The 26,223-nt window shown below is 66.0% G+C and carries 24 protein-coding genes; 16 read left to right on the top strand and 8 right to left on the bottom strand.

Annotated elements, in window-relative coordinates:
* Positions 1-53 precede the first annotated feature (53 nt).
* On the top strand, positions 54-605 hold the full coding sequence (locus IF803_RS02470) for a PaaI family thioesterase (RefSeq protein ID WP_461191158.1): 552 nt from the start codon (positions 54-56) through the stop codon (positions 603-605).
* A gap of 60 nt (positions 606-665) precedes the next feature.
* The gene (locus IF803_RS02465; RefSeq protein WP_461191157.1) at positions 666-1,280 is read left to right on the top strand and encodes a TetR/AcrR family transcriptional regulator; all 615 of its coding nucleotides are present in this window, start codon (positions 666-668) and stop codon (positions 1,278-1,280) included.
* 148 nt (positions 1,281-1,428) lie between these two features.
* On the opposite strand, the gene IF803_RS02460 is transcribed toward IF803_RS02465, so the two are convergent.
* A complete protein-coding gene (locus IF803_RS02460; RefSeq protein WP_028344657.1) occupies positions 1,429-2,343 on the bottom strand; it encodes a LysR family transcriptional regulator in 915 nt (304 codons plus the stop codon).
* A 121-nt stretch (positions 2,344-2,464) separates the two neighbouring features.
* On the opposite strand from IF803_RS02460, the gene IF803_RS02455 reads away from it, so the two are divergent.
* The 9 genes from IF803_RS02455 to IF803_RS02415 all read left to right on the top strand — a co-directional run bounded on the left by IF803_RS02455 (position 2,465) and on the right by IF803_RS02415 (position 12,212).
* The gene (locus IF803_RS02455) at positions 2,465-3,961 is read left to right on the top strand and encodes a CoA-acylating methylmalonate-semialdehyde dehydrogenase (protein ID WP_461191156.1); all 1,497 of its coding nucleotides are present in this window, start codon (positions 2,465-2,467) and stop codon (positions 3,959-3,961) included.
* A 21-nt stretch (positions 3,962-3,982) separates the two neighbouring features.
* Positions 3,983-5,128, top strand: a complete 1,146-nt coding sequence (locus IF803_RS02450) for an isobutyryl-CoA dehydrogenase (RefSeq protein ID WP_461191155.1) — start codon at positions 3,983-3,985, stop codon at positions 5,126-5,128.
* Positions 5,125-6,207: an enoyl-CoA hydratase/isomerase family protein gene (locus tag IF803_RS02445; RefSeq protein ID WP_461191154.1), complete on the top strand. Its 1,083-nt coding sequence runs from the start codon at positions 5,125-5,127 to the stop codon at positions 6,205-6,207. Before IF803_RS02450 ends, IF803_RS02445 begins: the two co-directional genes overlap by 4 nt.
* Positions 6,208-6,232: 25 nt before the next feature.
* Positions 6,233-7,120, top strand: coding sequence for a 3-hydroxyisobutyrate dehydrogenase (mmsB, locus tag IF803_RS02440; RefSeq protein ID WP_461191153.1), 888 nt, complete (start codon positions 6,233-6,235; stop codon positions 7,118-7,120).
* A gap of 122 nt (positions 7,121-7,242) precedes the next feature.
* Positions 7,243-8,967 (top strand): AMP-binding protein, encoded by a 1,725-nt coding sequence (locus tag IF803_RS02435; protein ID WP_461191152.1) that lies wholly within the window; start codon positions 7,243-7,245, stop codon positions 8,965-8,967.
* 13 nt (positions 8,968-8,980) lie between these two features.
* Positions 8,981-9,460, top strand: coding sequence for a MaoC family dehydratase (locus IF803_RS02430; RefSeq protein ID WP_016846543.1), 480 nt, complete (start codon positions 8,981-8,983; stop codon positions 9,458-9,460).
* 202 nt (positions 9,461-9,662) lie between these two features.
* Positions 9,663-9,809: a hypothetical protein gene (locus IF803_RS02425; protein WP_225159189.1), complete on the top strand. Its 147-nt coding sequence runs from the start codon at positions 9,663-9,665 to the stop codon at positions 9,807-9,809.
* A gap of 268 nt (positions 9,810-10,077) precedes the next feature.
* Complete coding sequence (locus IF803_RS02420) at positions 10,078-10,995, top strand: SDR family NAD(P)-dependent oxidoreductase (RefSeq protein ID WP_461191151.1); 918 nt, start codon at positions 10,078-10,080, stop codon at positions 10,993-10,995.
* A gap of 2 nt (positions 10,996-10,997) precedes the next feature.
* A complete protein-coding gene (locus IF803_RS02415; RefSeq protein ID WP_461191150.1) occupies positions 10,998-12,212 on the top strand; it encodes a BaiN/RdsA family NAD(P)/FAD-dependent oxidoreductase in 1,215 nt (404 codons plus the stop codon).
* Positions 12,213-12,339: 127 nt separating this feature from the next.
* On the opposite strand, the gene IF803_RS02410 is transcribed toward IF803_RS02415, so the two are convergent.
* On the bottom strand, positions 12,340-13,557 hold the full coding sequence (locus tag IF803_RS02410; protein ID WP_461191149.1) for an MFS transporter: 1,218 nt from the start codon (positions 13,555-13,557) through the stop codon (positions 12,340-12,342).
* Positions 13,558-13,651: 94 nt separating this feature from the next.
* On the opposite strand from IF803_RS02410, the gene IF803_RS02405 reads away from it, so the two are divergent.
* Positions 13,652-14,554 (top strand): LysR family transcriptional regulator, encoded by a 903-nt coding sequence (locus IF803_RS02405; protein ID WP_461191148.1) that lies wholly within the window; start codon positions 13,652-13,654, stop codon positions 14,552-14,554.
* A gap of 102 nt (positions 14,555-14,656) precedes the next feature.
* On the opposite strand, the gene IF803_RS02400 is transcribed toward IF803_RS02405, so the two are convergent.
* The 3 genes from IF803_RS02400 to IF803_RS02390 all read right to left on the bottom strand — a co-directional run bounded on the left by IF803_RS02400 (position 14,657) and on the right by IF803_RS02390 (position 18,186).
* Positions 14,657-15,736 (bottom strand): D-TA family PLP-dependent enzyme, encoded by a 1,080-nt coding sequence (locus IF803_RS02400; RefSeq protein ID WP_461191147.1) that lies wholly within the window; start codon positions 15,734-15,736, stop codon positions 14,657-14,659.
* Positions 15,737-15,863: 127 nt separating this feature from the next.
* Positions 15,864-17,681 (bottom strand): ABC-F family ATP-binding cassette domain-containing protein, encoded by a 1,818-nt coding sequence (locus tag IF803_RS02395; RefSeq protein ID WP_461191146.1) that lies wholly within the window; start codon positions 17,679-17,681, stop codon positions 15,864-15,866.
* 4 nt (positions 17,682-17,685) lie between these two features.
* The gene (locus IF803_RS02390) at positions 17,686-18,186 is read right to left on the bottom strand and encodes a YaiI/YqxD family protein (RefSeq protein WP_461191145.1); all 501 of its coding nucleotides are present in this window, start codon (positions 18,184-18,186) and stop codon (positions 17,686-17,688) included.
* 135 nt (positions 18,187-18,321) lie between these two features.
* Here IF803_RS02390 and IF803_RS02385 point away from each other — a divergent pair, with 135 nt between their 5' ends.
* Positions 18,322-19,125, top strand: coding sequence for a hypothetical protein (locus IF803_RS02385; protein WP_461191144.1), 804 nt, complete (start codon positions 18,322-18,324; stop codon positions 19,123-19,125).
* Positions 19,126-19,282: 157 nt separating this feature from the next.
* Here IF803_RS02385 and IF803_RS02380 read toward each other — a convergent pair whose 3' ends face one another.
* On the bottom strand, positions 19,283-21,655 hold the full coding sequence (locus IF803_RS02380) for a xanthine dehydrogenase family protein molybdopterin-binding subunit (RefSeq protein ID WP_461191143.1): 2,373 nt from the start codon (positions 21,653-21,655) through the stop codon (positions 19,283-19,285).
* Positions 21,656-21,873: 218 nt separating this feature from the next.
* On the opposite strand from IF803_RS02380, the gene IF803_RS02375 reads away from it, so the two are divergent.
* From IF803_RS02375 to IF803_RS02365, 3 genes are all read left to right on the top strand, one after another.
* Positions 21,874-22,917 carry a Ppx/GppA phosphatase family protein gene (locus IF803_RS02375; RefSeq protein WP_461191142.1) on the top strand — a complete coding sequence of 348 codons (1,044 nt, stop codon included), beginning with the start codon at positions 21,874-21,876 and terminating at the stop codon, positions 22,915-22,917.
* A 165-nt stretch (positions 22,918-23,082) separates the two neighbouring features.
* Positions 23,083-23,784 carry an RlmE family RNA methyltransferase gene (locus tag IF803_RS02370; RefSeq protein WP_016840279.1) on the top strand — a complete coding sequence of 234 codons (702 nt, stop codon included), beginning with the start codon at positions 23,083-23,085 and terminating at the stop codon, positions 23,782-23,784.
* 246 nt (positions 23,785-24,030) lie between these two features.
* Positions 24,031-24,849 carry a Crp/Fnr family transcriptional regulator gene (locus IF803_RS02365; protein ID WP_461191141.1) on the top strand — a complete coding sequence of 273 codons (819 nt, stop codon included), beginning with the start codon at positions 24,031-24,033 and terminating at the stop codon, positions 24,847-24,849.
* Positions 24,850-24,875: 26 nt separating this feature from the next.
* Here the strand turns inward: IF803_RS02365 and IF803_RS02360 are convergent, their stop codons facing one another.
* Positions 24,876-25,073: a hypothetical protein gene (locus IF803_RS02360; RefSeq protein WP_028344673.1), complete on the bottom strand. Its 198-nt coding sequence runs from the start codon at positions 25,071-25,073 to the stop codon at positions 24,876-24,878.
* A gap of 118 nt (positions 25,074-25,191) precedes the next feature.
* Positions 25,192-25,683, bottom strand: coding sequence for a phasin family protein (locus tag IF803_RS02355; protein WP_461191140.1), 492 nt, complete (start codon positions 25,681-25,683; stop codon positions 25,192-25,194).
* Positions 25,684-26,223: the final 540 nt, after the last annotated feature.

Below are 26,223 nucleotides of genomic sequence, written 5' to 3'. Positions count from 1 at the left end.
CGCCGAGGGATGCGGATCTATAGAATTATATTAATCATATAAATGGAGCCGTTATGACCGCCGCCGAGAGCATCGATCTTCATTCGCCCGATCTGCTGCGAGCCCGCGTGGTGGAATGGCAGGCGCCCGGACCGGTGGCGAAGGCGGCGGCGCCGATGTCCGGAATCGAGGCGATGCGCGCGATCCGCGACGGCCGGTTGCCGCCGCCGCCGATGGCCAAGCTGATCGGCTTCCGCATGGCGGTGGTCGACGAGGGCCGTATCGTGATGGATCTCGAGCCGCATGAGAGCCTCGAGAACACCATCGGCCTGCTGCACGGCGCGACCGCCGCGGCGCTGCTCGATACCGCGATGGGCTGCGCGATCTCGACCATGCTGCCGGCGGGGCAGACCTCGGTGACCCTCGACCTCAAGCTGACCTATCTGCGGCCGCTGTCGGCACGTTCGGGCACCATCAGCGCCGAAGGCAAGGTGATCAAGCTCGGCCGCCAGACCAGCTACACCGAGGGCTTCGTCCGCGACGGCAGGGGCAATCTTGCGGTGCACGCGACCGCGACATTTTCGATGCTCGGCGGGGAACCCAAAATGGCTGACAAGGCGAAATAACTGCAGCATTCCGGCCGCAAATCTGCTATTATATGATTAGAAACATTCCATGAGACCGGCATGCGCTACTCGAAAGAACACAAGCAGGAGACCCACGCGCGGATCGTGAAGAAGGCCGCGACGCGGCTGCGCGAGCGGGGCGCCCACGGCATCGGCGTCGCCGACCTGATGAAGGACGCCGGCCTGACCCATGGTGGCTTCTACGCGCATTTCGACTCGCGCGAGGCGCTGGTGATCGAGGCCTTCAGCTACGCGATGGACCGCGCCATCGAGCGCTGGCGCAAGGTGGCCGCGGACACGCCGCCGGAGAAGCGGCTTTCAACCATCATCGACGGCTATCTTTCGGCGGTGCACCGCGACGATCCCGGCCAGGGCTGCGCGATCCCGGCGCTCGGCGCCGAGATCGCCCGCGAGAGCCCAAAGACCCGCAAGGCGTTTGCCCTCAAGCTCGACCAGATGATCGACATGATGGCCGACCAGATCATCGACGTGCCGCGCAAGGCCGCCCGCAAGCAGGCGATGGCAACGCTGGCGACCATGATGGGCACCATCGTGATGTCGCGCATCGCCGGAAGCGGCGAAATGTCCGACGAGATCCTGGGCGCGGGCCGCGAGGCGGTGCTGGGGCGCGCCGCCGCGGCCAGGGCGCCGGCGAAGAAAGCCAAGGTGAATTAGCCGCGATCTTTCCCCATCGTCGTCCCGGCGAAGGCCGGGACCCCATTACCCCAAATGGTCGTGGTGGCGCGGCGCTGGGGCCGCAGCGCGGTTCAACAACGCAATGCTGTGGTTATGGGTCCCGGCCTTCGCCGGGACGACGGAGAGATTACACCCCGCTGAACAGCGCGCGCTCGGCTTCCACCGTCTCGTAGATGTAATCCGCCACGGCGCGGATGCGGGCGAGGTCCTTGCTGTCGGCGTGCATCAAAAGCCAGAAGGTGCGGGAGATCCGCACCTCGTCCGGCAGCACCGGCTGCAACTCGGGGTGGGCGGTCGCCATGAAGTGCGGCAGCACGGCGATGCCGAAGCCGGCGATGGTGGCGTTGAGCTGGGCGATCAGATTGGCGCTGCGGAATTTCGCGGAGATCTTTGGCGAGACCTGCGGCAGATAGTCGAGCTCCGGCGTGAACAGGAGCTCCTCGATGTAGCCGACGAAACGATGTCGCGGCAGGTCGGCGCGTGCGGCGATGGTCGGCGCCTGGGCGAGATAGGCGGGTGCGGCATAAAGCCCGAGCGTGTAGTCCAGGAGCTTGCGGCCGACGATGCGGCCTTCCTTCGGCATCGTCAGGCTGATCGCGATGTCGGCCTCGCGCTTGGAGAGCGAGAACAGCCGCGCGGTGGCGACGAGCTGCAGATCGAGATCGGGATACCGCTCGGTGAACTTGACCAGCCGCGAGGCCAGAAAGTGACTGCCGAAGCCGTCGGGCGCGCCGATCCGCACCGTGCCGGTGAGATGGGCGCGCGAGCCGCCGACCGCCTCCTGATTGGCGACGATGGTGGATTCCATCGCTTCCGCGCTGTCGGCGACGCGCTGGCCGGCCTCGGTGAGGAGATAGCCGGTCTTGCGCCGATCAAACAGTTTTGCGGAAAGGTGGCGCTCCAGCCGGTCGACACGGCGGATCACTGTGGCATGATCGACGCCGAGCTGCTTGGCGGCAGCCGAAACCGACCCGCCGCGCACGATAGCGAGCACGAAACGGAAGTCGTCCCAGTCGATTGTGCCGCCGCCTTGATCCAGCATTTCCGCACATCTATGGTGCAATTTATCGGACTTGAATCCCATAAAATGCAGGGTCAATAGGGTTTGTAAAGCGATCCCGCCGCGAGGAGCGGCGATTCAGGTGCTTCAGGGAGGTTTTTCCATGCGCTCAATCGGACATTTCATCGGTGGCAAGGAGGTCAAGGGCACGTCGGGCCGCACGGCTGACGTCTTCGAGCCGATGACCGGCGAGGTCCAGGCCAAGGTGGCGCTGGCCTCCAAGGCCGAGCTCCGCGCCGCGGTCGAGAACGCCAAGGCCGCGCAGCCGGAATGGGCCGCCACCAACCCGCAGCGCCGCGCCCGCGTCATGATGCGGTTCCTCGAGTTGGTGCAGCGCGACTACGACAAGCTCGCGGAGCTATTGGCGCGCGAGCACGGCAAGACCGTTCCCGACGCCAAGGGCGACATCCAGCGCGGCCTCGAGGTCGCCGAGTTCGCCTGCGGCATCCCGCATTTGATGAAAGGCGAATACACCGAGGGCGCCGGCCCCGGCATCGACATCTATTCGATGCGCCAGCCGCTCGGCGTGGTCGCCGGCATCACGCCGTTCAATTTCCCGGCGATGATCCCGATGTGGAAGTTCGCGCCGGCGATCGCCTGCGGCAACGCGTTCATCCTCAAGCCGTCGGAGCGCGATCCTGGCGTGCCGATGGCGCTGGCCCAGCTGATGATCGAAGCCGGGCTGCCGGCCGGCATCCTCAACGTCGTCAACGGCGACAAGGAGGCGGTCGACGCCATCCTCGACGATCCCGATATCAAGGCGATCGGCTTCGTCGGCTCGACCCCGATCGCGCAATACATCTACGAGCGCGCCGCGCAGACCGGCAAGCGCTGCCAGTGCTTCGGCGGCGCCAAGAACCACGCCATCATCATGCCTGACGCCGACATGGACCAGACCGTCGATGCGCTGATCGGCGCCGGCTACGGCTCCGCCGGCGAGCGCTGCATGGCCGTGTCGGTCGCGGTGCCGGTCGGCAAGACCGCCGCCGACCGCCTGATGGAGAAGCTGATCCCGCGCGTCGAGTCGCTCAAGATCGGCACCTCGGTCGATCCGTCGGCCGATTACGGCCCGCTGGTGACCCGCGAGGCGGTCGAGAAGGTCAAGAGCTACATCGACATCGGCATCAAGGAAGGCGCGACGCTCGCGGTCGACGGCCGCGGCTTCAAGATGCAGGGCTACGAAAAGGGCTTCTATCTCGGCGGTTCGCTGTTCGACAACGTCACCAAGGACATGCGGATCTACAAGGAAGAGATCTTCGGCCCGGTGCTCTCGGTGGTGCGCGCCCACGACTATCACGAGGCGCTGGCGCTGCCGTCCGACCATGACTACGGCAACGGTGTCGCGATCTTCACCCGCGACGGCGACGCCGCGCGCGACTTCGCCGCCAAGGTCAATGTCGGCATGGTCGGCATCAACGTGCCGATCCCGGTGCCGATCGCCTACTACACCTTCGGCGGCTGGAAGAAGTCCGGCTTCGGCGACCTCAACCAGCACGGTCCGGACTCGATCCGCTTCTACACCAAGACCAAGACGGTGACCTCGCGTTGGCCGTCCGGCGTCAAGGAAGGCGCGGAGTTCTCGATCCCGACGATGAAGTAAACTCGTCCCGAGAGGCGAAGCATGCAGTTCGCTCTCAACGAGGACCAGATCGCGGTTCGCGACATGGCGCGGGCGTTTGCGGCGGAGAAGATCGCGCCGCACGCGCTCGAATGGGACGAGAAGAAGCACTTTCCGGTCGACGTGATGCGCGAGGCGGCAGGCCTCGGCATCGGCGGCATCTATATCAAGGACGATGTCGGCGGCTCGGCGATGACGCGGTTCGACGCCGCGCTGATCTTCGAGGCGCTGGCGACGGGCTGCCCGACCACGTCGGCCTTCATCTCGATCCACAACATGGCGTCCTGGATGATCGATGCCTACGGCAACGACACCCAGCGCCACACATGGCTGCCGAAGCTCTGCACCATGGAGCTGATCGCCAGCTACTGCCTGACCGAGCCGGGCGCCGGCTCCGACGCCGCTGCGCTGCGCACCCGCGCGGTGCTCGACGGCGATCACTATGTGCTCAATGGCCAGAAGCAGTTCATCTCCGGTGCCGGCAGCACCGACCTGCTGGTGGCGATGGTGCGCACCGGCGGCGACGGTCCCGGCGGCGTCTCGACGCTTGTCGTCGACGGCAACACGCCGGGCGTGTCGTTCGGCAACAATGAGCGCAAGATGGGCTGGAATGCGCAGCCGACCCGCGCTGTCATGTTCGAGAATGCGCGCGTGCCGGTCGCGAACCGGCTCGGCGAGGAGGGCATTGGCTTCAAGATCGCGATGGCCGGGCTCGACGGCGGCCGGCTCAACATCGCGGCGTGCTCGCTCGGCGGCGCGCAGGCGGCGCTCGACAAGGCGCTGGCCTACATGAAGGACCGCAAGGCGTTTGGCAAACGGCTCGACGAATTCCAGGCGCTGCAGTTCAAGATCGCCGACATGGCGACCGAGCTCGAGGCCGCGCGCACCTTCCTGTGGCGCGCGGCCGCCGCGCTCGACCGCAAGGATTCTGACGCTTCCATGCTGTGCGCGATGGCAAAACGGTTCGGCACCGATGTCGGCTTCGAGGTCGCCAACCAGGCGCTGCAGCTGCACGGCGGCTACGGCTATCTCAGCGAGTACGGCGTCGAGAAGATCGTGCGCGATCTGCGTGTCCACCAGATCCTCGAAGGCACCAATGAAATCATGCGGCTGATCGTGTCGCGCAAGTTGATCGAGGGCGCGCGATGAACGATGCGGCGGCAGCCGAGGGCGATCTGATCGCGCGCAAGGAAGGTTCTGCCGGCATCATCCGGCTCAACCGGCCGAAGGCGATCAATGCCGTGACGCTGGAGATGTTCCATGACATCGACAGGGCGCTCGACCTGTTCGAAGCCGATCGCGATGTCGCTGTCGTCGTGCTGGAGGGCGCCGGCGACCGCGGCCTGTGCGCCGGCGGCGATATCCGCGCGCTCTGGGAAAGCTCCAAGGCCAAGGGCGATCTCGGCAAGATCCTGTGGCGCGACGAATACATCCTCAACGCGCGGATCAAGAAATTCCCAAAACCTTATGTCGCCTTCATGGACGGCATCGTGATGGGCGGCGGCGTCGGGCTGTCGGCGCATGGCCGCCACCGCGTGGTGACGGAGCGGACCAAGCTCGCGATGCCCGAGGTCGGGCTCGGCTTTTTCCCTGACGTCGGCGGCACCTATCTGCTGTCGCGTTCGCCCGGCGAGATCGGCACATATTTCGGGCTCACCGGCACCACGATGAACGGTCCCGATGCGATCTACGCCAAATTCGCCGACGCCGTGGTGCCGAGCGCGAATCTGCCGGCGTTGCGCGAGGCGCTGACCAAGGTTCCGCCGGGCACGAATTCGGCCGAGATCGACCGGCTGATCGGAGGCTTCGCCACCGGCGAGACGGCTGGCCCTGTCGCCGCGATGCAGGCCAGGATCGACGGCTGGTTCGCACGCGGCCGGATGGAGGACGTCGTCGCCGCGCTGACGGCCGACGGATCCGACATGGCACAGGACACGCTGAAGATGCTCGGCGAGAAGTCGCCGCGCGGCATGGTGGTGACGCTGAAACTGCTGCGGCTGGCGCGCGCGACCGCGACGCTGGAAGAGTGCCTGGTGCGCGAATATCGCGCGGCGCTCGAAGTGTTCGCCAGCGACGATTTCCGCGAGGGCGTGCGTGCCGCCGTGATCGACAAGGATCGCAATCCGACATGGTCGCCGACCCGGATCGAACAGGTGACGCCGGAGATGCTCGCGCCTTACTTCGCCGAGATCGGCGCCGACGAACTGAAATTTCCCGACAGCAAATAGAAACGTCGCAAGCGGAGGACTTCCCATGGCAAACGTAGCATTCATCGGGCTCGGCAATATGGGCGGGCCGATGGCGGCCAATCTGGTCAAGGCCGGCCACAAGGTGACCGCGTTCGATCTGGTCGCGGCATCCCGCGATCAGGCCAAGAGCGACGGTGCCGCGATCGCCGAGAGCGGCGTCGGCGCGGTGAAGGGCGCCGATGTCGTCATCACCATGCTGCCGGCCGGCAAGCATGTGCTCGGCGTCTGGAACGAGGTGCTTCCGGCGATGGCCAAGGGCGCGCTGATCATCGACTGCTCGACCATCGACGTCGAAAGCGCCAAGCAGGCGCATGCGCTGGCCGCCAAGCACGGCATGGCCTCGGTCGATGCCCCGGTCTCCGGCGGCACCGGCGGCGCCAAGGGCGCGACGCTGACCTTCATGTGCGGCGGTGAGGACAAAGCCTTCGCGGCGGCCCAGCCGATGCTCGCCAACATGGGCAAGAAGATCGTGCATTGCGGCGCGGGCGGTGCGGGGCAGGCGGCCAAGATCTGCAACAACATGATCCTCGGCATTTCCATGATCGCGGTCGGCGAGGCCTTCGTGCTCGCTGAGAAGCTCGGCCTGTCGCACCAGGCGCTGTTCGACGTCGCCTCGACCTCGTCGGGGCAGTGCTGGTCGCTGACCACCTATTGCCCGGTTCCCGGCCCGGTGCCGACGTCGCCGGCCAACAACGACTACAAGCCGGGCTTTGCTTCCAACCTGATGGTCAAGGACCTGACCTTGGCGCAGGACGCCGCCAATGCGGCCGGCGCGGTTACGCCGCTCGGCAAGCACGCGCAGGAGATCTATAAAACCTTCGACGCGTCGGGCCACGGCGGGGTCGACTTTTCCGGAATTATCCAGCACGTTAGGGCCCTTGCCCCGAAGTAAATCGCCGTCATCCTGAGGTGCGAGCGGAGCGAGCCTCGAAGGATGGAAAGACGGTGTCTATGGCCATCCTTCGAGACGCCGCGCTTCGCGCGGCTCCTCAGGATGACGTCAGGTGAAGCCGGATGACCACATTTCAGGACGCACGCGCCTTTCTGCTCGAGCACCGCACCGACTACGATGCCGCGGTGAAGGGATTTCGCTGGCCCGATCCGGTGCCGTTCAACTGGGCACTCGACTGGTTCGACGCCGAACTGGCTGATAATGCCGACAGCCGCGACCGGCCGGCGCTGTGGATCGTCGATGCCGCCAGCGGCAACGAGACCAAGCTTTCCTTCGCCGAGCTGTCGCGCCGCTCAAACCAGGTTGCAAATTTCCTGCGCGCGCAGGGGCTGAAGCGTGGCGATCATCTGTTGCTGCTGCTCGGCAATGTGGTGCCGCTGTGGGAGACCATGCTGGCGGCGATGAAGCTCGGCGTGGTCGTGATCCCCGCGACCACGCTCTTGACTGCGGATGAACTGCGCGACCGGCTCGACCGCGGCAAGGCGAGGGCGGTGGTTGCCACGCAGGATCAGGTCGCGAAGTTCGCAGGCCTCGGCAGCGACAAGCTCGTCCGCATCGTGGTCGGCGCGACGCAGGTGCAGGACGGCTGGCTGCCGTTCGAGGATGCCGCCAAGCAGTCCGACGCATTCGCGCCCGATGGCCCGACCAAGGCCGACGACCCGATGCTACTCTATTTCACCTCGGGCACCACGGCAAAGCCGAAGCTGGTGCGGCACAGCCAGCGCAGCTATCCGGTCGGCCATCTCTCGACCATGTACTGGATCGGCCTGCAGCCCGGCGACATCCATCTCAACATCTCCTCGCCCGGCTGGGCCAAGCATGCCTGGAGCTGCTTCTTCGCGCCGTGGAATGCCGGCGCAACGATCTTTATCGCGAACCAGCCACGCTTCGAGGCGAAAGGATTGCTCTCGATCATCGGCCGCTGCGGCGTCACCACGCTGTGTGCGCCGCCGACGGTGTGGCGGATGTTCATTCAGGAAGATCTCGCGAGCTTCAAGGTCTCGCTGCGCGAGGTGTGCGGCGCCGGCGAGCCGCTCAATCCCGAGATCATCGACCAGGTCAAATCGGCCTGGGGGCTGACTATCCGCGACGGCTACGGCCAGACCGAAACCACCGCGCTGGCCGGCAACTCGCCGGGACAGAAGGTGAAGGTCGGCTCGATGGGCCGGCCGCTGCCGGGCTATCGCGTGCAGGTCACCGACAATGACGGCCACGCCGCGAAGGAAGGCGAGGTGACCTTGCTGCTCGGTGCTGCCCGGCCGGCGGGCCTGATGCAGGGCTATCAGGGCGACGACGGCAAGCTCATCGGCACCGACGGCAAGATCTATCGCAGCGGCGACGTCGTGTTCACCGATGACGAGGGCTATCTCACCTTCGTCGGCCGCACCGACGACGTGTTCAAATCCTCCGACTACCGCATCTCGCCGTTCGAGCTGGAAAGCGTGCTGCTGGAACATGATGCGGTGGCCGAGGCCGCGGTGGTGCCGAGCCCGGACCCGATCCGGCTCGCGGTCCCCAAGGCCTATGTGCTGCTGGTGTCGGGTGTCGAGCGCACGCCGGAGACCGCGCTGTCGATCTTCCAACATTTGCACACGCGGCTCGCACCGTTTAAACGCATCCGCAAGATCGAGCTGGTCACCGAATTGCCCAAGACGATTTCTGGAAAAATCCGTCGCGTGCAGTTGCGCCGGCTCGAACATGAAGATGTCAGAAGCGATGCGTTGCGCGGGGTCGAGTTCCGCGAGGAAGAATTTCCGGAGCTGCAGAAGGTGCGGACCTCCGGTTAGCAGAGGTTAGTTAATGAACGAAGTCTGGAAGAAGCCGCCGGTGTCGCTGGAAACCTACCAGGGCATGGTCGGCAAGGAGATCGGCGTGTCCTCGTGGCACCTGCTGGATCAGGGCCGCATCGACACCTATGCCGACGTGATCGAGGATCACCAGTTCATCCATGTCGATCCTGAGCGCGCCAGGAAGGAGACCGCCTTCGGCACCACGATCGCCCATGGCTTCCTCACGATGTCGCTGATGTCGATCATGTCCTACGAGGTGATGCCGGTGCTCGAGGGCACCGCGATGGGCGTCAATTACGGCTTCGACAAGCTGCGCTTCATCTCGCCGGTGCGCTCCGGAAAACGCGTTCGCGGCCGCTTCGTGCTGGCCGAAGCCACGCTACGCAAGCCGAAGGAGTTGTTGTCGCGCACCAACGTCACGGTCGAGATCGAAGGCGAGGAAAAGCCCGCGCTGGTCGCCGACTGGCTCGGCCTGATCTATTTCAGCTAACGGTCACGAGACGCGGTTGTGTTGCAACCGCGAAGGGTTGCGCCACCTCTCCCGCAAGCAAGCGGGGGGGGGAGGTGGAGCGAGCCACCCCGATCGGTTTTTTATGCGATGCGCTGCTCTGGCCTATGTAGCGCATTGACGGCTGTGTTCCCTGGTGTCCATGATGCCCGCTTTAGGCGGTGCGGTCCCGGGAGTGGCAGCCATGGTGCAAAACATCGTCGCCGGAATTGTCGTAGTCGCCTTGATTGTGATTGGCGCGATTAGCTACGCTCAAGAGCATCACGAGTGCTGGAGCGGGCATCTGCTCAAAAGCCTGAAACCCTGCGGGTCGATGACCCCTTCGGTCTAGCGCGCCCGCTGGCCGTGCCTGGCTGCCCGGCCGGGCTTGACCCGGCCATTCATCGCTGCTCAAAAGTCCCCAACCTTTTCATGCCGCTCGGGCATGTACCCTCTCCCCTTGTGGGAGAGGGTGGCGAAATCGAGCGGAGCGAGATGAAGCCGGGTGAGGGGTCTCTCTCCGCGTGCTCATCCGTGGAGAGAACCCCTCATCCGGCGCGCTCGCGCGCGCCACCTTCTCCCACAAGGGCAGAAGGGAAGTCAGAGCAGGAATGACAAGCATGGCAATCAGGTTTGACGGACGCGTCGCTATCGTCACCGGCGCGGGCAATGGTCTCGGACGGGCGCATGCGCTGGGGCTCGCCAGCCGCGGCGCCAAGGTGGTGGTCAACGATTTCGGCGGCGCGCGCGACGGCACCGGTGGGTCGCTGTCGCCGGCCGAGACCGTGGTCGAGGAGATCCGGAAAGCCGGCGGCACCGCGACGGCCGACGGCGCCGACGTCTCGAACTTCGAGCAGGTCACCGCGATGGTCGAGCGCGCCACCAAGGAATGGGGCAGCGTCGATCTCTTGTGCGCCAATGCCGGCATCCTGCGCGACAAGTCGTTCACCAAGCTCGAGGTTGCCGACTGGGCCAAGGTGCTCGACGTGCATCTCACCGGCACATTCTACTGCTGCAAGGCGGTGTGGGCCGGCATGCGCGAGCGCAATTACGGCCGCATCGTGCTGACGACCTCGTCGTCCGGCCTGTTCGGCAATTTCGGCCAGGCCAATTACGGCGCGGCGAAGGCCGGCATGGTCGGCCTGATGAACGTGCTCGCCGAAGAGGGCCGCAAGAATAACATCAAGGTCAACACCATCTCGCCGACGGCTGCGACCCGCATGACCGAGGAATTGCTGCCGCCGCAGGCGCTGGCGCTGATGAAGCCGGAAGCGATCACGCCTGCGGTCGAATTCCTCCTCTCGGAGGACGCGCCGACCCGCACCATCATGGGCGCCGGCGCCGGCTCGTTTGCCGTGATCCGCGTGCTGGAGACCGAAGGCGTCAACCTGCCGCAGTCCGAATGGACGCCGGACGGCGTCGCGGCGCACTTCAATGCGATCAGCGACATGTCGACCGCGAAGGCGCTGCAGGGCGCGTTCGAGCAGACCCAGAAGTATGTCGCCCAGGCCGCCGCGCGGGCCGGGATCAAGCTCTGAGCATGACCGTCGCCGTCGTCGGAGCCGGACCTGCCGGCCTGATGGCGGCGGAGGTGCTCGCGCAAGGTGGCGCACAGGTCACTGTCTACGACGCGATGCCGTCGGCCGGCCGCAAATTCCTGATGGCCGGCCGTGGCGGGCTCAATCTCACCCACTCCGAACCGCTGCCGGATTTCCTTGCGCGCTATCGCGAGGCGCTGCCGCGTCTGAAGGCTGCGGTCGAGGCATTTCCGCCCGACGCATTACGGGCCTGGAGCGAGGCGCTGGGGCAGCCGACATTTGTCGGCAGCAGCGGCCGGGTGTTTCCCGTGGCGTTCAAGGCATCGCCCCTGCTGCGCGCCTGGCTGCGGCGGCTCGATGCCGCGGGCGTGCAATTTGCATTCCGGCATCGCTGGGTTGGATGGGACGCGCGCGGCGCACTGCTGTTCGAGACGCCGGACGGCCCGCGCGTGGTCAAGGCCGATGCGACCGTGCTGGCACTCGGCGGCGCGAGCTGGCCGCGGCTCGGCTCCGACGGCGCGTGGGCGGATATCCTTGCCGCAAAGGGCGTTGCCGTGGCGCCGATCAAGCCAGCCAATTCCGGCTTCACGGTTGCCTGGTCGGATATCTTCCGCGACAGGTTCGAGGGCCAGCCGCTCAAGGGCGTCGCGCTCACGATTGGTCCGCATACGGTGCGCGGCGAGGCGATCGTCACCCGCGCCGGCATCGAGGGCGGCGCCATCTATGCGCTGTCGGCGGAATTGCGCGAGGCGGTGCTCGCGAAGGGAACGGCGACACTGACGGTGGCGTTGCGGCCCGATGCCGCGCGCGACGAACTGGTCGAGCGTCTGTCGGCGCCGAAGGGCAAGCAATCCTTGTCCAATTTCCTGCGCAAGGCCGCGCAGCTCTCGCCGGTCGGCATCGGGCTGTTGCAGGAGGCGGCCGTCGCCGCCGGCCGTTCGCTGGCCGCGGTGCCACCGGCCGAATTGGCCGAGCTGATCAATGCGGTGCCGATCAAGGTGTCAGGCGTGGCGCCGATCGTACGCGCGATCTCGAGCGCCGGCGGCATCAGGTTGGACGAACTCGACGCGCATTTCATGCTGCGGCGGCTGCCCGGCGTTTTCGCCGCCGGTGAGATGCTCGATTGGGAAGCGCCGACCGGCGGCTATCTGTTGCAGGCGTCGTTTGCAACGGGCGTGGCAGCTGGGAAGGGAGTGTTGAATTGGCTCAATTCGTAGGATGGGTAGAGCGCAGCGAAACCCATCGACTTTCTACCGCGCGGAGACATGATGGGTTTCGCGGAGTTTATCATCGGGCCGCGCTTTGCGCGGACCCGTTGGCTCTACCCATCCTACGCGATGCCACTCACTCCGATCCCGTCTTCGTCGCAATGTCCGTGATTAGGCCGAGCACGCCGAACACCGCAGCCACCGCACACACCGCGGTCCATCCACCAAAGCTCCACGCCGCGGATGCCGCGGCCGCGCCGACCGCGCCGCCGATGAAGAACAGCGCCACGAACAGGCCGTTGATCCGGCCGCGCGCCTCGGGGCGCAGCAGGTTGACGGCGCGGCGGCCGAGCGTCTGGTCGGTGGTGATGCCGAGATCGAGCAGGATGGTGCCGAGGCTCAGCACGACGAGTGCTGCGATCCGCGACTCCAGCACACCGGCCCAAGCGCAGAGCGCGAGCGATGCCGATATCAGGAGGTGCGAGCCGATCAGCATCGGCCGTGCCAGGCCACGGTCGCCCCAGCGACCGGCCAGCGGTGTCGCGACAGCGCCGGCAACGCCGATCAGCGCGAACAGCGCGATCCCCCTGGCGTCGAGCTTGAACGGCGCATCCGGCAGGCGCAGCGCCACGGCGGCCCAGAACGCAGTGAACGAGGCCATCACCAGCGCCGCGGTCCAGGAGCGAACGCGCAGTACCGGCTCCTCGCGCAGCAGTGTCGGGAACGAACGCAGCAGCGCGCCGTAGCTGACCTTCGCCGCTGGCTGCAGCGTCGGCAGGGTGCGCGCCAGTGCTGCGGCGAGCACCGTCATCAGCACGGCTGAGGTGACATAGTAGCCGCGCCAGTTCCAGCTGTCCGCGATCAGGCTCGCCATCGGCCGCGACAGCAGGATGCCGATCATCAGGCCGCTCATGACGTCGCCGATCGCCTGTCCCCGGCGCTCCGGCGGCACCATCGACGCCACCAGCGGCACCACCATCTGGATCGCGGCGCAGGAGGCGCCGAGGATGAAGGTGGCGGCGAGCAGGATCAGCGGCGTCGGCGCCATCGCGGTGCCGATCGCCGCCACGATGGCGCAGGCCAGCGTCCGCAGGATAAGCCGCTTGTTCTCGACGAGGTCGACCAGCGGCACCAGCAGCAGCAGCCCGAGCGCGTAGCCGAGCAGGGTCAGCGTCGAGATTAGGCCGGCCTGCAGCGCAGTCATGCCGAGCGAGCGGCCCATCAGGCCGACGAGGATCTGTGGCGCAAAGAGATTGGTGACGACGGTGCCGGTCGTGATGGCGCCGATCCAGATCAGGGGACGCACGGCGACGGTGCGCGCCGGGGAGAGTTTGGTGGCTTCGGAGATTGTCATGGAGCCTCGCGATGGAGTGGCGAGGCCCTCCTTTAAGGGATCGGTCTAATATGCTACAATTCAAATAAGATGATGAAGAATATGCGAGATTGTTATGAACACCCATGACCTCGTGGCGTTCGTCGCCGTGGTCGAGACCGGATCGATCGTCGCGGCCTCGGCGCGGCTGAACCTGACCCAGCCCGGCGTGACGCGGCGGATCCAGAATCTCGAGGACATGCTCGGCGCGCAGCTGCTCGACCGGCTCTCCAAGCCGCTGAAGCCGACGGCGGCGGGAATCGAGGCCTATGAGCAAGGCCGCCGGCTGCTGCGCATGCTCGACGACCTCAAGTCAGGCGTCGCCAATGACGGTGTGGTGCGCGGCGAGTTCAGGCTCGGCCTGACGCCGTTCTTGTCGGAGGCGGGGCTCACCGGTCCGCTCGACGCAGTGCGCGGCGAATTTCCGGCGCTGGCGGTGCGCGTCGTCTCGGGCTGGTCGCCCAACCACATGGAGCGGGTCAGCCGCAACGAGCTCGATGCCGCGGCGATCTGCCTGCCGGACGGCACCGCGCCGCCCGACGATCTCGAGGCCTCCGATCTCGGCGCGCAGCCGGTGGTGTTCGTCGTCGCGCGCGACATGAAGACGCCGAAGTCGGTCGATCTCGAATGGCTGTCGCGGACCGGATGGGTGATCAACCAGGACGGCTGCGGCTTCCGCCAGACGCTGAAGCGCCATTTCGATGCGGCGCATCTGCCGTTCAACATCGCGGTCGAGGCGCTCGACAGCGAGCTGCGCCTGTCGCTGGTGGCGCGCGGGCTCGGCATCGGCCTCGTGACGCCGGTGGCGCTGAAGCGAAGCCCGATCCGCAGCCGGCTCAAGGCCGTGAAGATCGCGGATTTCAATCCGGCAGTCCGCGCCTGGATCGTGCATCGCCCGCCCGCCGGCCGCCTGGCCGGGCCGATCGAGGTGTTTCGCTCGGCGCTGGATCGCGAGCTGCAGGCGCTGATGCGGGGGTAATGCGTAGGATGGGTAGAGCGAAGCGAAACCCATCACCTTTCTGCGCGGAAGCATGATGGGTTTCGCTGCGCTCTACCCATCCTACGAGGTCGCGGGATGCGGCTAGCGCAGCTTGCCCCGGGCGGTCACCGGCAACGCACCGATGATCTCGTCACCGCGCACCATCACGACCTCGTCCATCATGTTGACGACGACACAAACATGATTGGGCACGATCCGCACCACGTCGCCGACATTGGGCCGGGTGTTGCTGCGGGAGAGATCGAGGAAGCCGTGCTCCTCGGCGAAGCGCGCGATCCTGGCCTCGGGATGTTCGAGGATCAGGCCGTGGCCTTCGAGGCCGCCGGTGTCAGAGGTCAGCGTCTTGGAGCCGGCGTCGAGGATGCCGCGCTCGGGGCCGGCGCGGCTGACGACGGTGGAGTAGATGTGCAGCGCGCAATCGTCCCAGGTGGCGACGCCGGCCGCGACCTGCATGCGGTCGTTGTAGATGTAGGTGCCGAAGCGATGCTCGGTGCCGCCCCTCAGCTTGCCGAGATTCTTCAGGTTCGGCGTGCCGCCGGTGGAGACGATTGTCGCGTCGAGGCCGTGGGCGCGCACGCCGGCCAGCGCCTCGTCGTAGAATTTCTGCGCATCGGCCCAGCCGGTCTCGGTCGGGTACAGCATGAAGCCCGCGAAGGTGAGGCCCTTGGAGGCCGCGATCTCGCGCGCCAGCGCGATCGCCTCGGCCGGGGTCTCGACGCCGGCGCGCTTGCGGCCGGTGTCGCATTCGACCACGACCGAGAGCGGGCGGCCGGAGGCGGCGGCGGCCTTCGGCAGATCGCCGACGACGACGGAATTGTCGGCGGCGACGGTGACGTTGGCCCTTGCTTGCAGCGCGCCGAGCCGTGCCATCTTCTCGTCACCGAGCAGATTGTAGCTGATCAGGATGTTGTCGATGCCAGCGTCCGCCATGATCTCGGCCTCGCCGAGCTTCTGGCACGTGATACCTTTGGCGCCGGCCTTGATCTGCAGCTGCGCCAGCATCGGGTTCTTGTGGGTCTTGATGTGCGGACGGTTGGCGACGCCGGCCTCGTCGCAGGCCTTCTGGATGCGCGCGATGTTGCGCTCGACCCGGTCCATGTCGATCACGGCGCAGGGCGTGCCGTATTCCTTGGCGATCTTGGCGGCGAGGGGCGTGGTCATCGGGGTGGCTCCAGTTTGACGTTCTCGTCATTGCGAGCGAAGCGAAGCAATCCATTTCACCGCCTATGCGGCACCATGGATTGCTTCGTCGCTCCGCTCCTCGCAATGACGGCAAGAATCACTGTGTTCATGCCTGTTCGATCTCTTCGCGCAGCACTTCGAGTTCGAGCCAGCGGTCCTCGGCGGCGGCGAGTTCTTGCTGCGCCTTTGCGATCGCGGCCGAGGCGGCGTCGAATGTCTTGCGATCCCTTGTATAGAGATCGGGATCGTCGAGCAGCTTCTGCTGCTTGGCGATCTCGGTGTGCAGCTTGTCGATGGTCTTCGGCAAGGTTTCCAGCGCGTGCTTCTCGTTGAAGCTCAGCCGGCGCCTCGGTGCCGCTTCGGGCGCCGCGGCCCTGGCTTCCTTCTTCTCGTCGGTCGCGGCATCCGCCTTCACCGTCTCGCGCTTCACGTCGGCGCGACGCTGCGCCAGCATGTCGGAATAGCCGCCGGCATATTCGATCCAGCGCCCCTGGCCTTCGGGCACGATCACCGACGTTACCACGCGGTCGAGGAAATCACGGTCGTGGCTGATCAGGATCACCGTGCCCTCGTAATCGCCGAGCATGTCCTCGAGCACGTCGAGGGTTTCGAGATCGAGGTCGTTGGTCGGCTCGTCCAGGATCAAGAGGTTGGACGGCTTGGCCAGCGCGCGCGCCAGCATCAGGCGGCCGCGCTCGCCGCCGGAGAGCGCCTCCAGCGGCGTGCCGCGCTGCTCCTGCGCGAACAGGAAGTCCTTCATGTAGCCGATGACGTGCTTCGACTTGTCGCCGACCATGACGTGATCGCCGCGGCCGCCGGTCAGCGCCTCGGCCAGCGTCAGCTTCGGGTCGAGGCTTTCGCGATGCTGGTCGAGCGTCGCCATTTCGATATTGGCCCCGAGCCGCACCGAACCGGAGTCGGGCGGATCGTTGCCGATCAGCAGATGCACCAGCGTGGTCTTGCCGGCGCCGTTGGGACCTACGATGCCGAGCCGGTCGCCGCGCTGGATCCGGGTCGAGAAGCCGTCGACGATCCTGCGCTCGCCGAACGCCTTCGCGATGTTCTTGGCCTCGATCACCAGCCGGCCGGACTTTTCGGCCTCGGTGGCGGCGAGCGTGGCATTGCCGGTGGCGCCGCGATAGTTGCGGCGCTGGTCGCGCAGCGCGAAGAGATTGCCGAGCCGCTTGACGTTGCGCTTGCGGCGTCCGGAGACGCCGTAGCGCAGCCAGTGCTCCTCGTTGACGATCTTGCGGTCGAGCTTGTGCTGCTCGCGCTCTTCCTCCGCCAGCACCTCGTCACGCCACGCCTCGAAGGCGCCGAAGCCGCGGTCGATCTGCCTGATCTGGCCGCGGTCGAGCCAGGCCGTGGTGCGCGACAAATTGGTGAGGAAGCGGCGGTCATGGCTGATCAGCACCAGCGCGCAGCGCCGGCTTTCCAGTTCGCCCTCGAGCCATTCGATGGTCGGCAGGTCGAGATGGTTGGTCGGCTCGTCCAGCAGCAGGATATCGGGCGAGGGCGCCAGCACGCGGGCCAGCGCCGCACGGCGCGCCTCACCGCCGGAGACATGCGCCGGATCTTCCTCGCCGCTGAGGCCGAGCTGTTCGAGCAGATAGCGCGCCTGGTAGTGGTCGTCGCCGGGGCCGAGGCCGGCCTCGACATAGGCGAGCGTCGTCTTGTGGTCGCCGAAGTCCGGCTCCTGCGGAAGATAGCGGATGGTCGCGCCGGGCTGCACGAAGCGGCTGCCCGCGTCCGGCTCGACCAGGCCGGCCGCGATCCGCAGCAGCGTCGACTTGCCGGAGCCGTTGCGGCCGATCAGGCAGACGCGCTCGCCGGCGGAGACCGAGAGCTCGACGCCGGTGAGCAGCGGCGTGCCGCCGAAGGTCAGGCTGATGTCCTTGAGCTGGATGAGAGGAGGCGGAGCCATCGCGCTAACCCTGCTGGCTCGCCTGCGCCTGCTCGGCGCGGCGGCGCAGGATGCGGCGGATGGTCTGGTCGAGCGTCGACAGGAAGGTCGAGCGGTCGCGCGGCGAGTATGATTTCGGCCCGCCGGTGATCTCGCCCGACGAGCGCAGATCGGTCATCAGATTGCGCACCGCGAGCGTCATGCCGATCGACTGTTCGGTGAACGGCTTGCCGTTCGGCGCGATCACATCGGCGCCGGCTTTGACGCAGCGGCTCGCCAGCGGAATGTCCGCAGTGATCACGATGTCGCCCTCACGCGCGCGTTCCGCGATCCAGTCGTCGGCCGCATCCATGCCGGAACCTGCGGCGATGCGCTCGATCAGCGGATCCTGCGGCACGCGGATGAAATTGCCCGCGACCATGCTGACGGGCACGCCGTGCCGGATCGCGACGCGATAGATCTCGTCCTTCACCGGGCAGGCGTCGGCGTCGACATAGATGCGGGTGGGGGCAGGGGTTTCAGTCATCGATTCCTGGGTTGGCAGGCGCAGCCTGCGTGTACTCCATCGGGCGGAAAATTGCGAGCAAAACGAGAGGCTTGTCACGCTGACCGGTTCGACTACGATTGCCTGAGAAAAACAACGGAAATAAGGGGAAACCCCATGGATTCGAAGACGGCTTCGCTGACCTACCGCGTCTCGGCGTACAACACCTCGAAACTGTCGGAGAACAAGATCCACGACGACACGGTGGCGCGGAAGTTCGGCTTTTCCGGCGGGCTGGTCCCCGGCGTCGATGTGATGGCCTACATGATGCACCTGCCGGTCGAGAAATGGGGCCGCGATTTCCTCGAACGCGGTCTGATCGAGGCCCGCTTCGTGAAGCCGGTCTATGACGGCGAGATCGCGGAATTGACCGGACAGGAGACCGGCAATGGGCTCACGATCGAGCTCCACAGCCGCGGCGAGCTCTGCGCCACCGGCACCGCATCGCTGCCGGCATCCGCGCCGAAATTTGTGCTCGACGACTACAAGCAGGTCGCCGCGGTCGCCGAGCGCAAGCCGGTCAGCGCGTCGTCCTATGAAGAGGGCAAGTGGCTCGGCACCATCCCGCGCGACTGGTCGGGCGATGCCGCGAAGGAATATCTCGCCGATATCAGGGAGACCGACCCGATCTATCTACGCGAAGGTCTCGGCCATCCCGGCCTGCTGCCGCGGGTGATGAACAAGGTCCTGGTCGACAATGCGGTCCTCGGGCCCTGGATCCATGTCGGCACCCGCATGCAGCTGCTGTCGGCCGGCAAGATCGGCGACGAGCTGACCGCGCGCGCCAAGGTGACCGGCAATTACGACAAGAAGGGCCACCGCTTCGTCGAGCTCGATGCGCTGGTGCTCGGCAACGGTGTGCCGCTCGCACATTGCTGGCACATCGCGATCACCCAGCCGCGCGAGCAGGCTGCGGCCTAGGGAAGGGGCACGTCGTCTCCACGCCACAGGTGTCATACCCCGCGCATGCGGGGTATCCAGTACGCCGCGGCCCCTCGGCTCTATCGCTGGCGTCTCTGGAATACTGGATCACCCGCTTTCGCGGGTGATGACAGTGATGTGGTGGTGGCAGGTTGCCTTACGCCGCCTTCGCCTTGGCATCCTGGATCGCGCGCCAGACGCGTTCCGGCGTCAGCGGCATGTTGATGTGCCTGATGCCGTACTCCGACAGCGCGTCGACCACGGCGTTGACGATGCAAACGAGGCTGCCGGCGCAGCCGGCCTCGCCGCAGCCCTTGGTGCCGAGCGGGTTGGATTTCGCCGGCGAGGGATGATCGCCGACCAGCATCGACGGCACGTCGCCGGCACGTGGCAGCGCGTAGTCCATGAACGAGCCGGTGATCGGCTGGCCGGAGGCGTCGTAGCTGACTTCCTCCATCAGCGCCTGGCCGATGCCCTGCGCGACGCCGCCGTGGAGCTGGCCCGCGACGATCATCGGATTGACCACGACGCCGAAATCGTTGACCGCGGAGTAGCGCACGATCCGCGTCACGCCGGTGTCGGGATCGATCTCGACCTCGGCGACGTGGCAGCCGTTCGGGAAGGTCGACGCCGTCTCCTTGGTGGCGTGATCGACGTCGAGCGTCTCCGGCGTGCCCTCGGGCATCTTGCCCGCACGCATCCGCTCGGCGAGCTCCATGATGCCGATCGAGCGGTCGGTGCCGGCGATGGTGAAGCGGCCGGCGCCGAATTCGATGTCGGCCTCGGAAGCCTCCAGCATATGCGCGGCCGCCTTCTTGCCCTTCTCGACCACCAGCGCGGAAGCCTCGACGATCGCCTGGCCAGTCGCGGTAATCGAGCGCGAGCCGCCGGTGCCGTTGCCGAAGCGGACGAGGTCGCTGTCGCCCTGTTCGAGCGTGATCTTCTCGAAGGGTACCCCGAGCTGGTCGGACAGCACCTGCGCGAACGGGGTGGCGTGGCCCTGGCCGTAATCCAGCGTGCCGGTGGTGAGCTTCACCGAGCCGTCGGGCTCGAAGCTGATCTTGCCGAGCTCGCCGCTCGGCGGCGCGGTGACCTCGAGATAGGAGCCGACGGCGATGCCGCGCAGCTTGCCGCTCTTCTTGCTCTCCTTCTTGCGCTTGGCGAAGTTCTCGTAATCGGAGATCTCGAGCGCCTTCTGGAACACGCCGGCGAAATCGCCGCTGTCATAGGTGACGCCGGAGGCCGCCGGGAAGGGCAGCTGCGACGGCTTGATGAAGTTGCGCTTGCGCAGCGTGAAGCGGTTGATGCCCATCTCGTCGGCGGCGGCATCGATCAGCCGTTCCATGTAGTAATTGGCCTCGGGCCGGCCGGCGCCGCGATAGGCGCCCATCAGCGTGGTGTTGGTCAGGACCGTCTTGATGTCGACGCCGAGCAGCGGCGTGCGATAGACGCTGGCGAGATTCTTGCCGGTGTTGAGCGACAGCGGCCCCGGCGCGACGCCGGTGATGTAGGCGCCGAGATTGCCGTAGCCGGACAGCCGCACCGCGAGGAACTTGCCGTCGGCATCGAGCGCGAGCTCGGCATGGATCAGCTGCGCGCGGCCCTGGCTGTCGGAGAGGAAGCTGGTCGAGCGCTCGTCCAGCCACTTCACCGGGCGGCCGAGCTCGCGCGCCGCATGCGCGATGCAGGTGTATTCGGGATAGTTGAGGTTCTTCATCCCGAACGAGCCGCCGACATTGCCGGTGAGGATGCGGACCTTGTCGGCGGGCACGTTGAGCAGGCGCGCCAGGATCGCCTTGTTGCCCGAGACGCCCTGGGTCGGTACCTGCAGCGTGAAGCGTTCGGTTTTCTTGTCGTAGTGGGCGAGGGCGACGCGCGGCTCCATCGAGACCACGGCGACGCGGGTGTTGACGATGTCGAGCTTGGTGACGTGCGCCGCGCCGGCGAACGCCGCCTCGATCTTGGCGGTGTCGCCATAGTGATAGTCGAGCGCGACGTTATCGGGGATGTCGTCATAGAGCTGCGGCGCGCCGGGTTTGGCGGCTTCAGCCGCGTCGGTCACCGCCGGCAGCGGTTCGATATCGACCTCCACGGCCTCGGCCGCGTCGCGCGCCTGCGCCGCGGTCTCCGCGACCACGAAGGCTACGGGATCGCCGACGAAGCGCACCTTGTCGGTCACGAGCGCGGGGCGGTTGGTCTGCTTGAGCGGCGAGCCGTCGCGGTTCTTCAGCGGCAGGCCGCAGGTGAAGGGGTTGTAGCCGGCGGCCGCAAGGTCGGCGCCGGTCCAAACCCCGAGCACGCCCGGCATCGCCTTGGCGGCCGCCGTATCGATGCCCTTGATGAGTCCATGGGCATGGGAGGAGCGAACCATCCAGCAATACGCCTGGCCCGGCAGGGAGAAATCGTCGGTGTATTTGCCCTTGCCACGCACCAGGGTGTCGTCCTCCTTTCGTCGAACAGGCTGTCCGACACCGTATTTTTGCAGTGCGATAGCGTTTTCGAGAGAGGCAGGCGGCGTGTGATCTTGCATCGAAAATGACCTGAAATGCCCGGATTTGCTGGAGTTTGGGGGCGTTGAGGAGATAACGTACGCCCCCCTTAACGACAACGCCCGATTGGGCATGGACCCAATGTGAACGGAGTTGCGTAGGGCTTTGACGCTGCTAAAGTTTCCGTGAACGACAATTATTCGGCGGGCCCAAGGATCCTCCTGGATCCACCTCGGGGTCCTGCGGAAAGACAGTTTTGATGAACGACCATGTGCGGCTTTGCGACGGCCCCCCGGCCAGCGAAGCCCCGCCAGGGTTGGTTGCGGCAGCGGCGGAAAGTGGCGTCTACGCCGCGCTCGACCTTGGCACCAACAATTGCCGGCTGTTGATCGCCTGTCCCACCGGCGACGGGTTCCGCGTGGTCGATTCCTTCTCGCGGATCATCCGGCTAGGCGAGGGCATCGCCGCCACCGGCTCGATCAGCGAGGCCGCGATCGAGCGTGCGATCGCCGCGCTTGCCATCTGCAGCGACAAGATCCGCTATCGCAAGGCGCGCCGGCTGCGACTGATCGCAACCGAGGCCTGCCGCGCCGCCGGCAACGCCGAGAGCTTTCGCGCGCGTGTCGCGGCCGAGACCGGCATCAAGCTCGAGGTGATCGATCGTGAGACCGAGGCGACGCTCGCCGTGATCGGCTGCTCGCCGCTGCTCGATCCGAAGGGGCGGGGCGCCATCCTGTTCGATATCGGCGGCGGCTCGACCGAGCTGGTGCGGATCGAGCGCGAGCCCAACGCGCCCGACGCGCCGCCACGCATCAAGGCGTGGATGTCGATCCCGCTCGGCGTCGTCACGCTGGCCGAACATTTCGGCGGCAGGAACGTCACCCGGGATCTGTATGCGCAGATGATCGACGAGGTCGCGCGGCACGTCGCGCCGTTCGCGGCCGAGCACGGCAAGGATCTGCGCGACATGCACATGCTCGGCACATCGGGTACCGTGACCACGCTCGCCGGCGTGTTCCTCAATCTGTCGCGCTATGACCGCCGCCGCATCGACGGCATCTGGATGAACGATTGCGACGTCACCGCGACGATCCAGAGGCTGCTCGGCATGAGCTATGAGGCGCGCGTCAACAACAACTGCATCAGCGTCGAGCGCGCCGATCTGGTGCTCGCCGGCTGCGCGATCCTCGATGCGATCCGCAATGCGTTCCCGATGCCGCGGCTCCGCGTCGCCGATCGCGGCCTGCGCGAGGGCATGCTGGTCGAGATGATGCGCGAGGACGGCGCGCTGCGGGCGTGCTAGAGCTTCTCTTGCCTCGCCCCGCTTGCGGGGAGAGGCCGGATTGCATGTCAATGCAATCCGGGTGAGGGGACTCTCCACGAGCGCATCTCTCACCTTCATTGCGGAACCAGCCCCTCACCCCAACCCTCTCCCCGCAAGAGCGGGGCGAGGGAGTAGAGAAGCAGTATGGCGAAAGACACCACCGGGCGGCTGCACGTCACGGTCAAGAGCGGCGGCAAGCGCAAGCTGTCGTCAAAACTCTGGCTCGAGCGCCAGCTCAACGATCCCTATGTCGCCAAGGCCAAGGCGATGGGCTACCGCTCTCGCGCGGCGTTCAAGCTCACCGAGATCGACGACAAATATCGCCTGCTCAAGCCGGGCATGACGGTGGTCGACCTTGGTGCGGCGCCCGGCGGCTGGAGCCAGATCGCGGCCAAGCGCACCGGTGCCGCCGACGGCAAGGGCAAGGTGGTCGCGATCGATCTGCTGGAAATGGGCGAGATCCCCGGCGTCACCTTCGCGCAGCTCGACTTCCTCGACCATGACGCGCCGGAAAAACTGATCGCGATGATGGGCGGCCGCGCCGACATCGTGATGTCCGACATGGCCGCCAACACCACCGGCCATCGCAAGACCGATCAGCTCCGCATCATCGGCCTGGTCGAGACCGCCGCGCATTTCGCCGGCGAGGTGCTCAATCCCGGCGGCACGTTCCTGGCAAAGGTGTTCCAGAGCGGCGCCGACGCCGAGCTGGTGGCGCAGCTGAAGCGCGATTTCGCCACCGTCCGCCACGTCAAGCCGGCCGCCAGCCGGCAGGATTCGTCGGAGCGTTATGTCCTGGCGACGGGATTCCGCGGACAGCAACAGCCGTCATCGCGCGGGGAGTAGCAACGACGCGTTCGCCGAAGCCTCCGCGAAGGCGATCCATGATTAGCGGCCGGCGGGAGCGCCGCCACGGTACGCGAGCGCGTCGCGGTCTGACCTGAATCCATTGGAACTCTTCTCGTTACGGCGTATTCTACCTTTCCGGCGCGGTCAGTTCGTTGCGTATTTCGGCCTGGCGCCACGGCAGGTTTGTGCAGCGAGCCGCGCCTCCGTCTTGCGGAGCCTTCCGTGATGGAACGCAGGTCGAGCATGGGTAATCGCCTTTTGGCGGCCTTGCCGCCCGCCGATCTTGATTTGCTTGCGCCTCATCTCCGCAAGGTATCGCTCGAACGCGACGCCGTGCTGGTGCGGTCAGGCGACCTCGTCGAACAGATCTATTTTCCCTGCACGGCACTGATCGCGTTCGTCATGGACATGCCGAACGGACAGGCCGTTGCGACGACAATGATCGGCAACGAGGGCGCCGTCGGCATCCTGTCGACACTCAGGTCGATTGGCTCGCCGATGACCGCGGTGGTTCGCGTCGCGGGCACGACGTGGCAGATTTCGCCGGCACGATTTCACGCCGCACTCGCGCACAGTCACGCGCTTGCCAGTGCGGTGCAGCTCCATATGCGGTCGTTGCTGGTCCAGTTCCAGCATATCGCGGCGTGCAATGCGCTCCATTCCGTGGAGGCCCGCCTGGCCCGGTGGTTGTTGCAGGTTCACGATCAGATCGGTGACGACACGCTGCCGCTGACGCAGGAGACGCTGTCGGAATTGCTGGGTGTGCGACGAACGACTGTGACCCATGTCGTGCACAAGCTTCGCGCCTCGGGCGCAATCCGCTCCAACCGGCGGAGCTCGATCGAGGTCGACAGGCCGCGGCTCGAAACTGCGGCCTGCGAGTGCTACGAGATCATGCGCGGCAGGATCGACCGCATCGTGTCCGCGGAGGGGATCAAGTCGTCCGGTCGCGGCGCGCCGCCACATGGACCTCCGCGTTCGCACGCCCGGCCGTGGACCAATGGCGACAAGGTTCATGCACATGCGCGCGGCGCGGGTGCTGAGCGATCACGAAGCCATTGAATGCGGTTGCAACGCGGACGCAGGTGTCAGGACGCCTTGCGCAATTCCTGCTCGGGTTCGTGCACCCACGCCTCCCTGGCGAACCATTCGTGATTGGTCCGACAGCTCGTGCAATAGCTGCGCGAAAAGAACACGGTGCTGCGCCGGAACGTCTCGCGGTCGGATTTCATGCCGGTATTGATCGCACGTCCCGTCCGCGGGCATTTGATCATGATGACGCCCACCTCGGTCCTCCTCCAATGTCAGGGATTGCTGGTCCCGCGCACCGTCGGCTGGACCGCGGCCCTTCTGATCGGAGACGCTTGGTCCAGCCGGCCTGGGAGCGGGGGGGGGGGCGGCTCCTCAGGAAGGTGTTTTCAGGGCCTTTGCAAAGCTTTTCTTGATCGGCTCGGAGGTCTCGGTCGCGACTTTCTTCGCGATCTCCCAGAGCTCCTTGTTCTGCGCGGTCGTCACTTCGAAAGCCTTGCGGCCGTGATCGGCCGAAAGCTGGATGGCTTCCGACAGCGACCTGGTGCCGGCGAGCTCGGATATGAAAGCGAGGGCCGAACTGGTGTTGATATGCGAGATATCGATCACCTTGGCTGCGTAGTCCGCGGCGCCCTTGGCGTTGACCGCGTATGCTTCCTTGAGCAGGACAGAGATTTCCTCCGAAGCTTCCTTGGCCTTCTCGAACTGTTCTCGGGCACGCCTCGCATTTTGTTCGGCGATACCCTGAAAGGCCTGAGGCAACGCGAACAGGGGCAGGCCAAAGCCGCCGGCTTTCGGATTATCGCTCACTTCATTCGTATGGACGTCACTCACTGGCTCTGATCCTTTCAAGCGAAACCAGATCAAGGAAAATCCGCGCCTCGCGGTGCACGGACGCTGGGGAAGCGCACCTGGAGCGCTTCCTTCCACATGGCTTTTTGCTGAATGCCGGGTCACCGCGTGCCCGCTTGAGCCGACTATGCAGGATCGGCAGCGTAGCTTCCGTTCGCTTTCTGACTCTCGCGGAGATTTTTTTCCGGGACGAAGCGGCGGCGATTCATCGAACACATCTCGACCGCTTGCGCCAGGAGAGCCTGGCCGGCGCGGTCCCGGTCGCGACACGCGCACGAAGGCAATTCAGCGCAACCGGTTGGAACCTCGGCGCGCGGCCGGAGTCGATTCCGTTGCTCCCGGCCAATGCCCCCCAAGCCCACCGGGAGAAAACCCCCACTGGGTTGGCGGCCTTGGTGTAGCGTCAGTTTCGCGCACCGGGGCCGTTTCGTGCCGGACTGGAAAATTGGATACCGCGGGCGCATATTTCTGACATGGCGACCATTGTTCAATGCAATTGCGGCGCCGAGTACAGACGCACCGAAGAGAAGTTCTTGGTGCCGCATACGGGTGATG

The sequence above is a fragment of the Bradyrhizobium sp. UFLA06-06 genome, from assembly GCF_054820065.1.
Note: the sequence above shows the minus strand (reverse complement) of the source record. Positions and strands in the feature narration are given on the sequence as shown.

Excerpts from the sequence above, each read along its gene's own strand:
- IF803_RS02470 (WP_461191158.1), top strand. The coding sequence starts at position 54 with ATGACCGCCGCCGAGAGCATCGATCTTCATTCGCCCGATCTGCTGCGA.
- IF803_RS02465 (WP_461191157.1), top strand. The coding sequence starts at position 666 with ATGCGCTACTCGAAAGAACACAAGCAGGAGACCCACGCGCGGATCGTG.
- IF803_RS02460 (WP_028344657.1), bottom strand. The coding sequence starts at position 2,343 with ATGCTGGATCAAGGCGGCGGCACAATCGACTGGGACGACTTCCGTTTC.
- IF803_RS02455 (WP_461191156.1), top strand. The coding sequence starts at position 2,465 with ATGCGCTCAATCGGACATTTCATCGGTGGCAAGGAGGTCAAGGGCACG.
- IF803_RS02450 (WP_461191155.1), top strand. The coding sequence starts at position 3,983 with ATGCAGTTCGCTCTCAACGAGGACCAGATCGCGGTTCGCGACATGGCG.
- IF803_RS02445 (WP_461191154.1), top strand. The coding sequence starts at position 5,125 with ATGAACGATGCGGCGGCAGCCGAGGGCGATCTGATCGCGCGCAAGGAA.
- mmsB (WP_461191153.1), top strand. The coding sequence starts at position 6,233 with ATGGCAAACGTAGCATTCATCGGGCTCGGCAATATGGGCGGGCCGATG.
- IF803_RS02435 (WP_461191152.1), top strand. The coding sequence starts at position 7,243 with ATGACCACATTTCAGGACGCACGCGCCTTTCTGCTCGAGCACCGCACC.
- IF803_RS02430 (WP_016846543.1), top strand. The coding sequence starts at position 8,981 with ATGAACGAAGTCTGGAAGAAGCCGCCGGTGTCGCTGGAAACCTACCAG.
- IF803_RS02425 (WP_225159189.1), top strand. The coding sequence starts at position 9,663 with ATGGTGCAAAACATCGTCGCCGGAATTGTCGTAGTCGCCTTGATTGTG.
- IF803_RS02420 (WP_461191151.1), top strand. The coding sequence starts at position 10,078 with ATGGCAATCAGGTTTGACGGACGCGTCGCTATCGTCACCGGCGCGGGC.
- IF803_RS02415 (WP_461191150.1), top strand. The coding sequence starts at position 10,998 with ATGACCGTCGCCGTCGTCGGAGCCGGACCTGCCGGCCTGATGGCGGCG.
- IF803_RS02410 (WP_461191149.1), bottom strand. The coding sequence starts at position 13,557 with ATGACAATCTCCGAAGCCACCAAACTCTCCCCGGCGCGCACCGTCGCC.
- IF803_RS02405 (WP_461191148.1), top strand. The coding sequence starts at position 13,652 with ATGAACACCCATGACCTCGTGGCGTTCGTCGCCGTGGTCGAGACCGGA.
- IF803_RS02400 (WP_461191147.1), bottom strand. The coding sequence starts at position 15,736 with ATGACCACGCCCCTCGCCGCCAAGATCGCCAAGGAATACGGCACGCCC.
- IF803_RS02395 (WP_461191146.1), bottom strand. The coding sequence starts at position 17,681 with ATGGCTCCGCCTCCTCTCATCCAGCTCAAGGACATCAGCCTGACCTTC.
- IF803_RS02390 (WP_461191145.1), bottom strand. The coding sequence starts at position 18,186 with ATGACTGAAACCCCTGCCCCCACCCGCATCTATGTCGACGCCGACGCC.
- IF803_RS02385 (WP_461191144.1), top strand. The coding sequence starts at position 18,322 with ATGGATTCGAAGACGGCTTCGCTGACCTACCGCGTCTCGGCGTACAAC.
- IF803_RS02380 (WP_461191143.1), bottom strand. The coding sequence starts at position 21,655 with ATGCAAGATCACACGCCGCCTGCCTCTCTCGAAAACGCTATCGCACTG.
- IF803_RS02375 (WP_461191142.1), top strand. The coding sequence starts at position 21,874 with ATGAACGACCATGTGCGGCTTTGCGACGGCCCCCCGGCCAGCGAAGCC.
- IF803_RS02370 (WP_016840279.1), top strand. The coding sequence starts at position 23,083 with ATGGCGAAAGACACCACCGGGCGGCTGCACGTCACGGTCAAGAGCGGC.
- IF803_RS02365 (WP_461191141.1), top strand. The coding sequence starts at position 24,031 with ATGGGTAATCGCCTTTTGGCGGCCTTGCCGCCCGCCGATCTTGATTTG.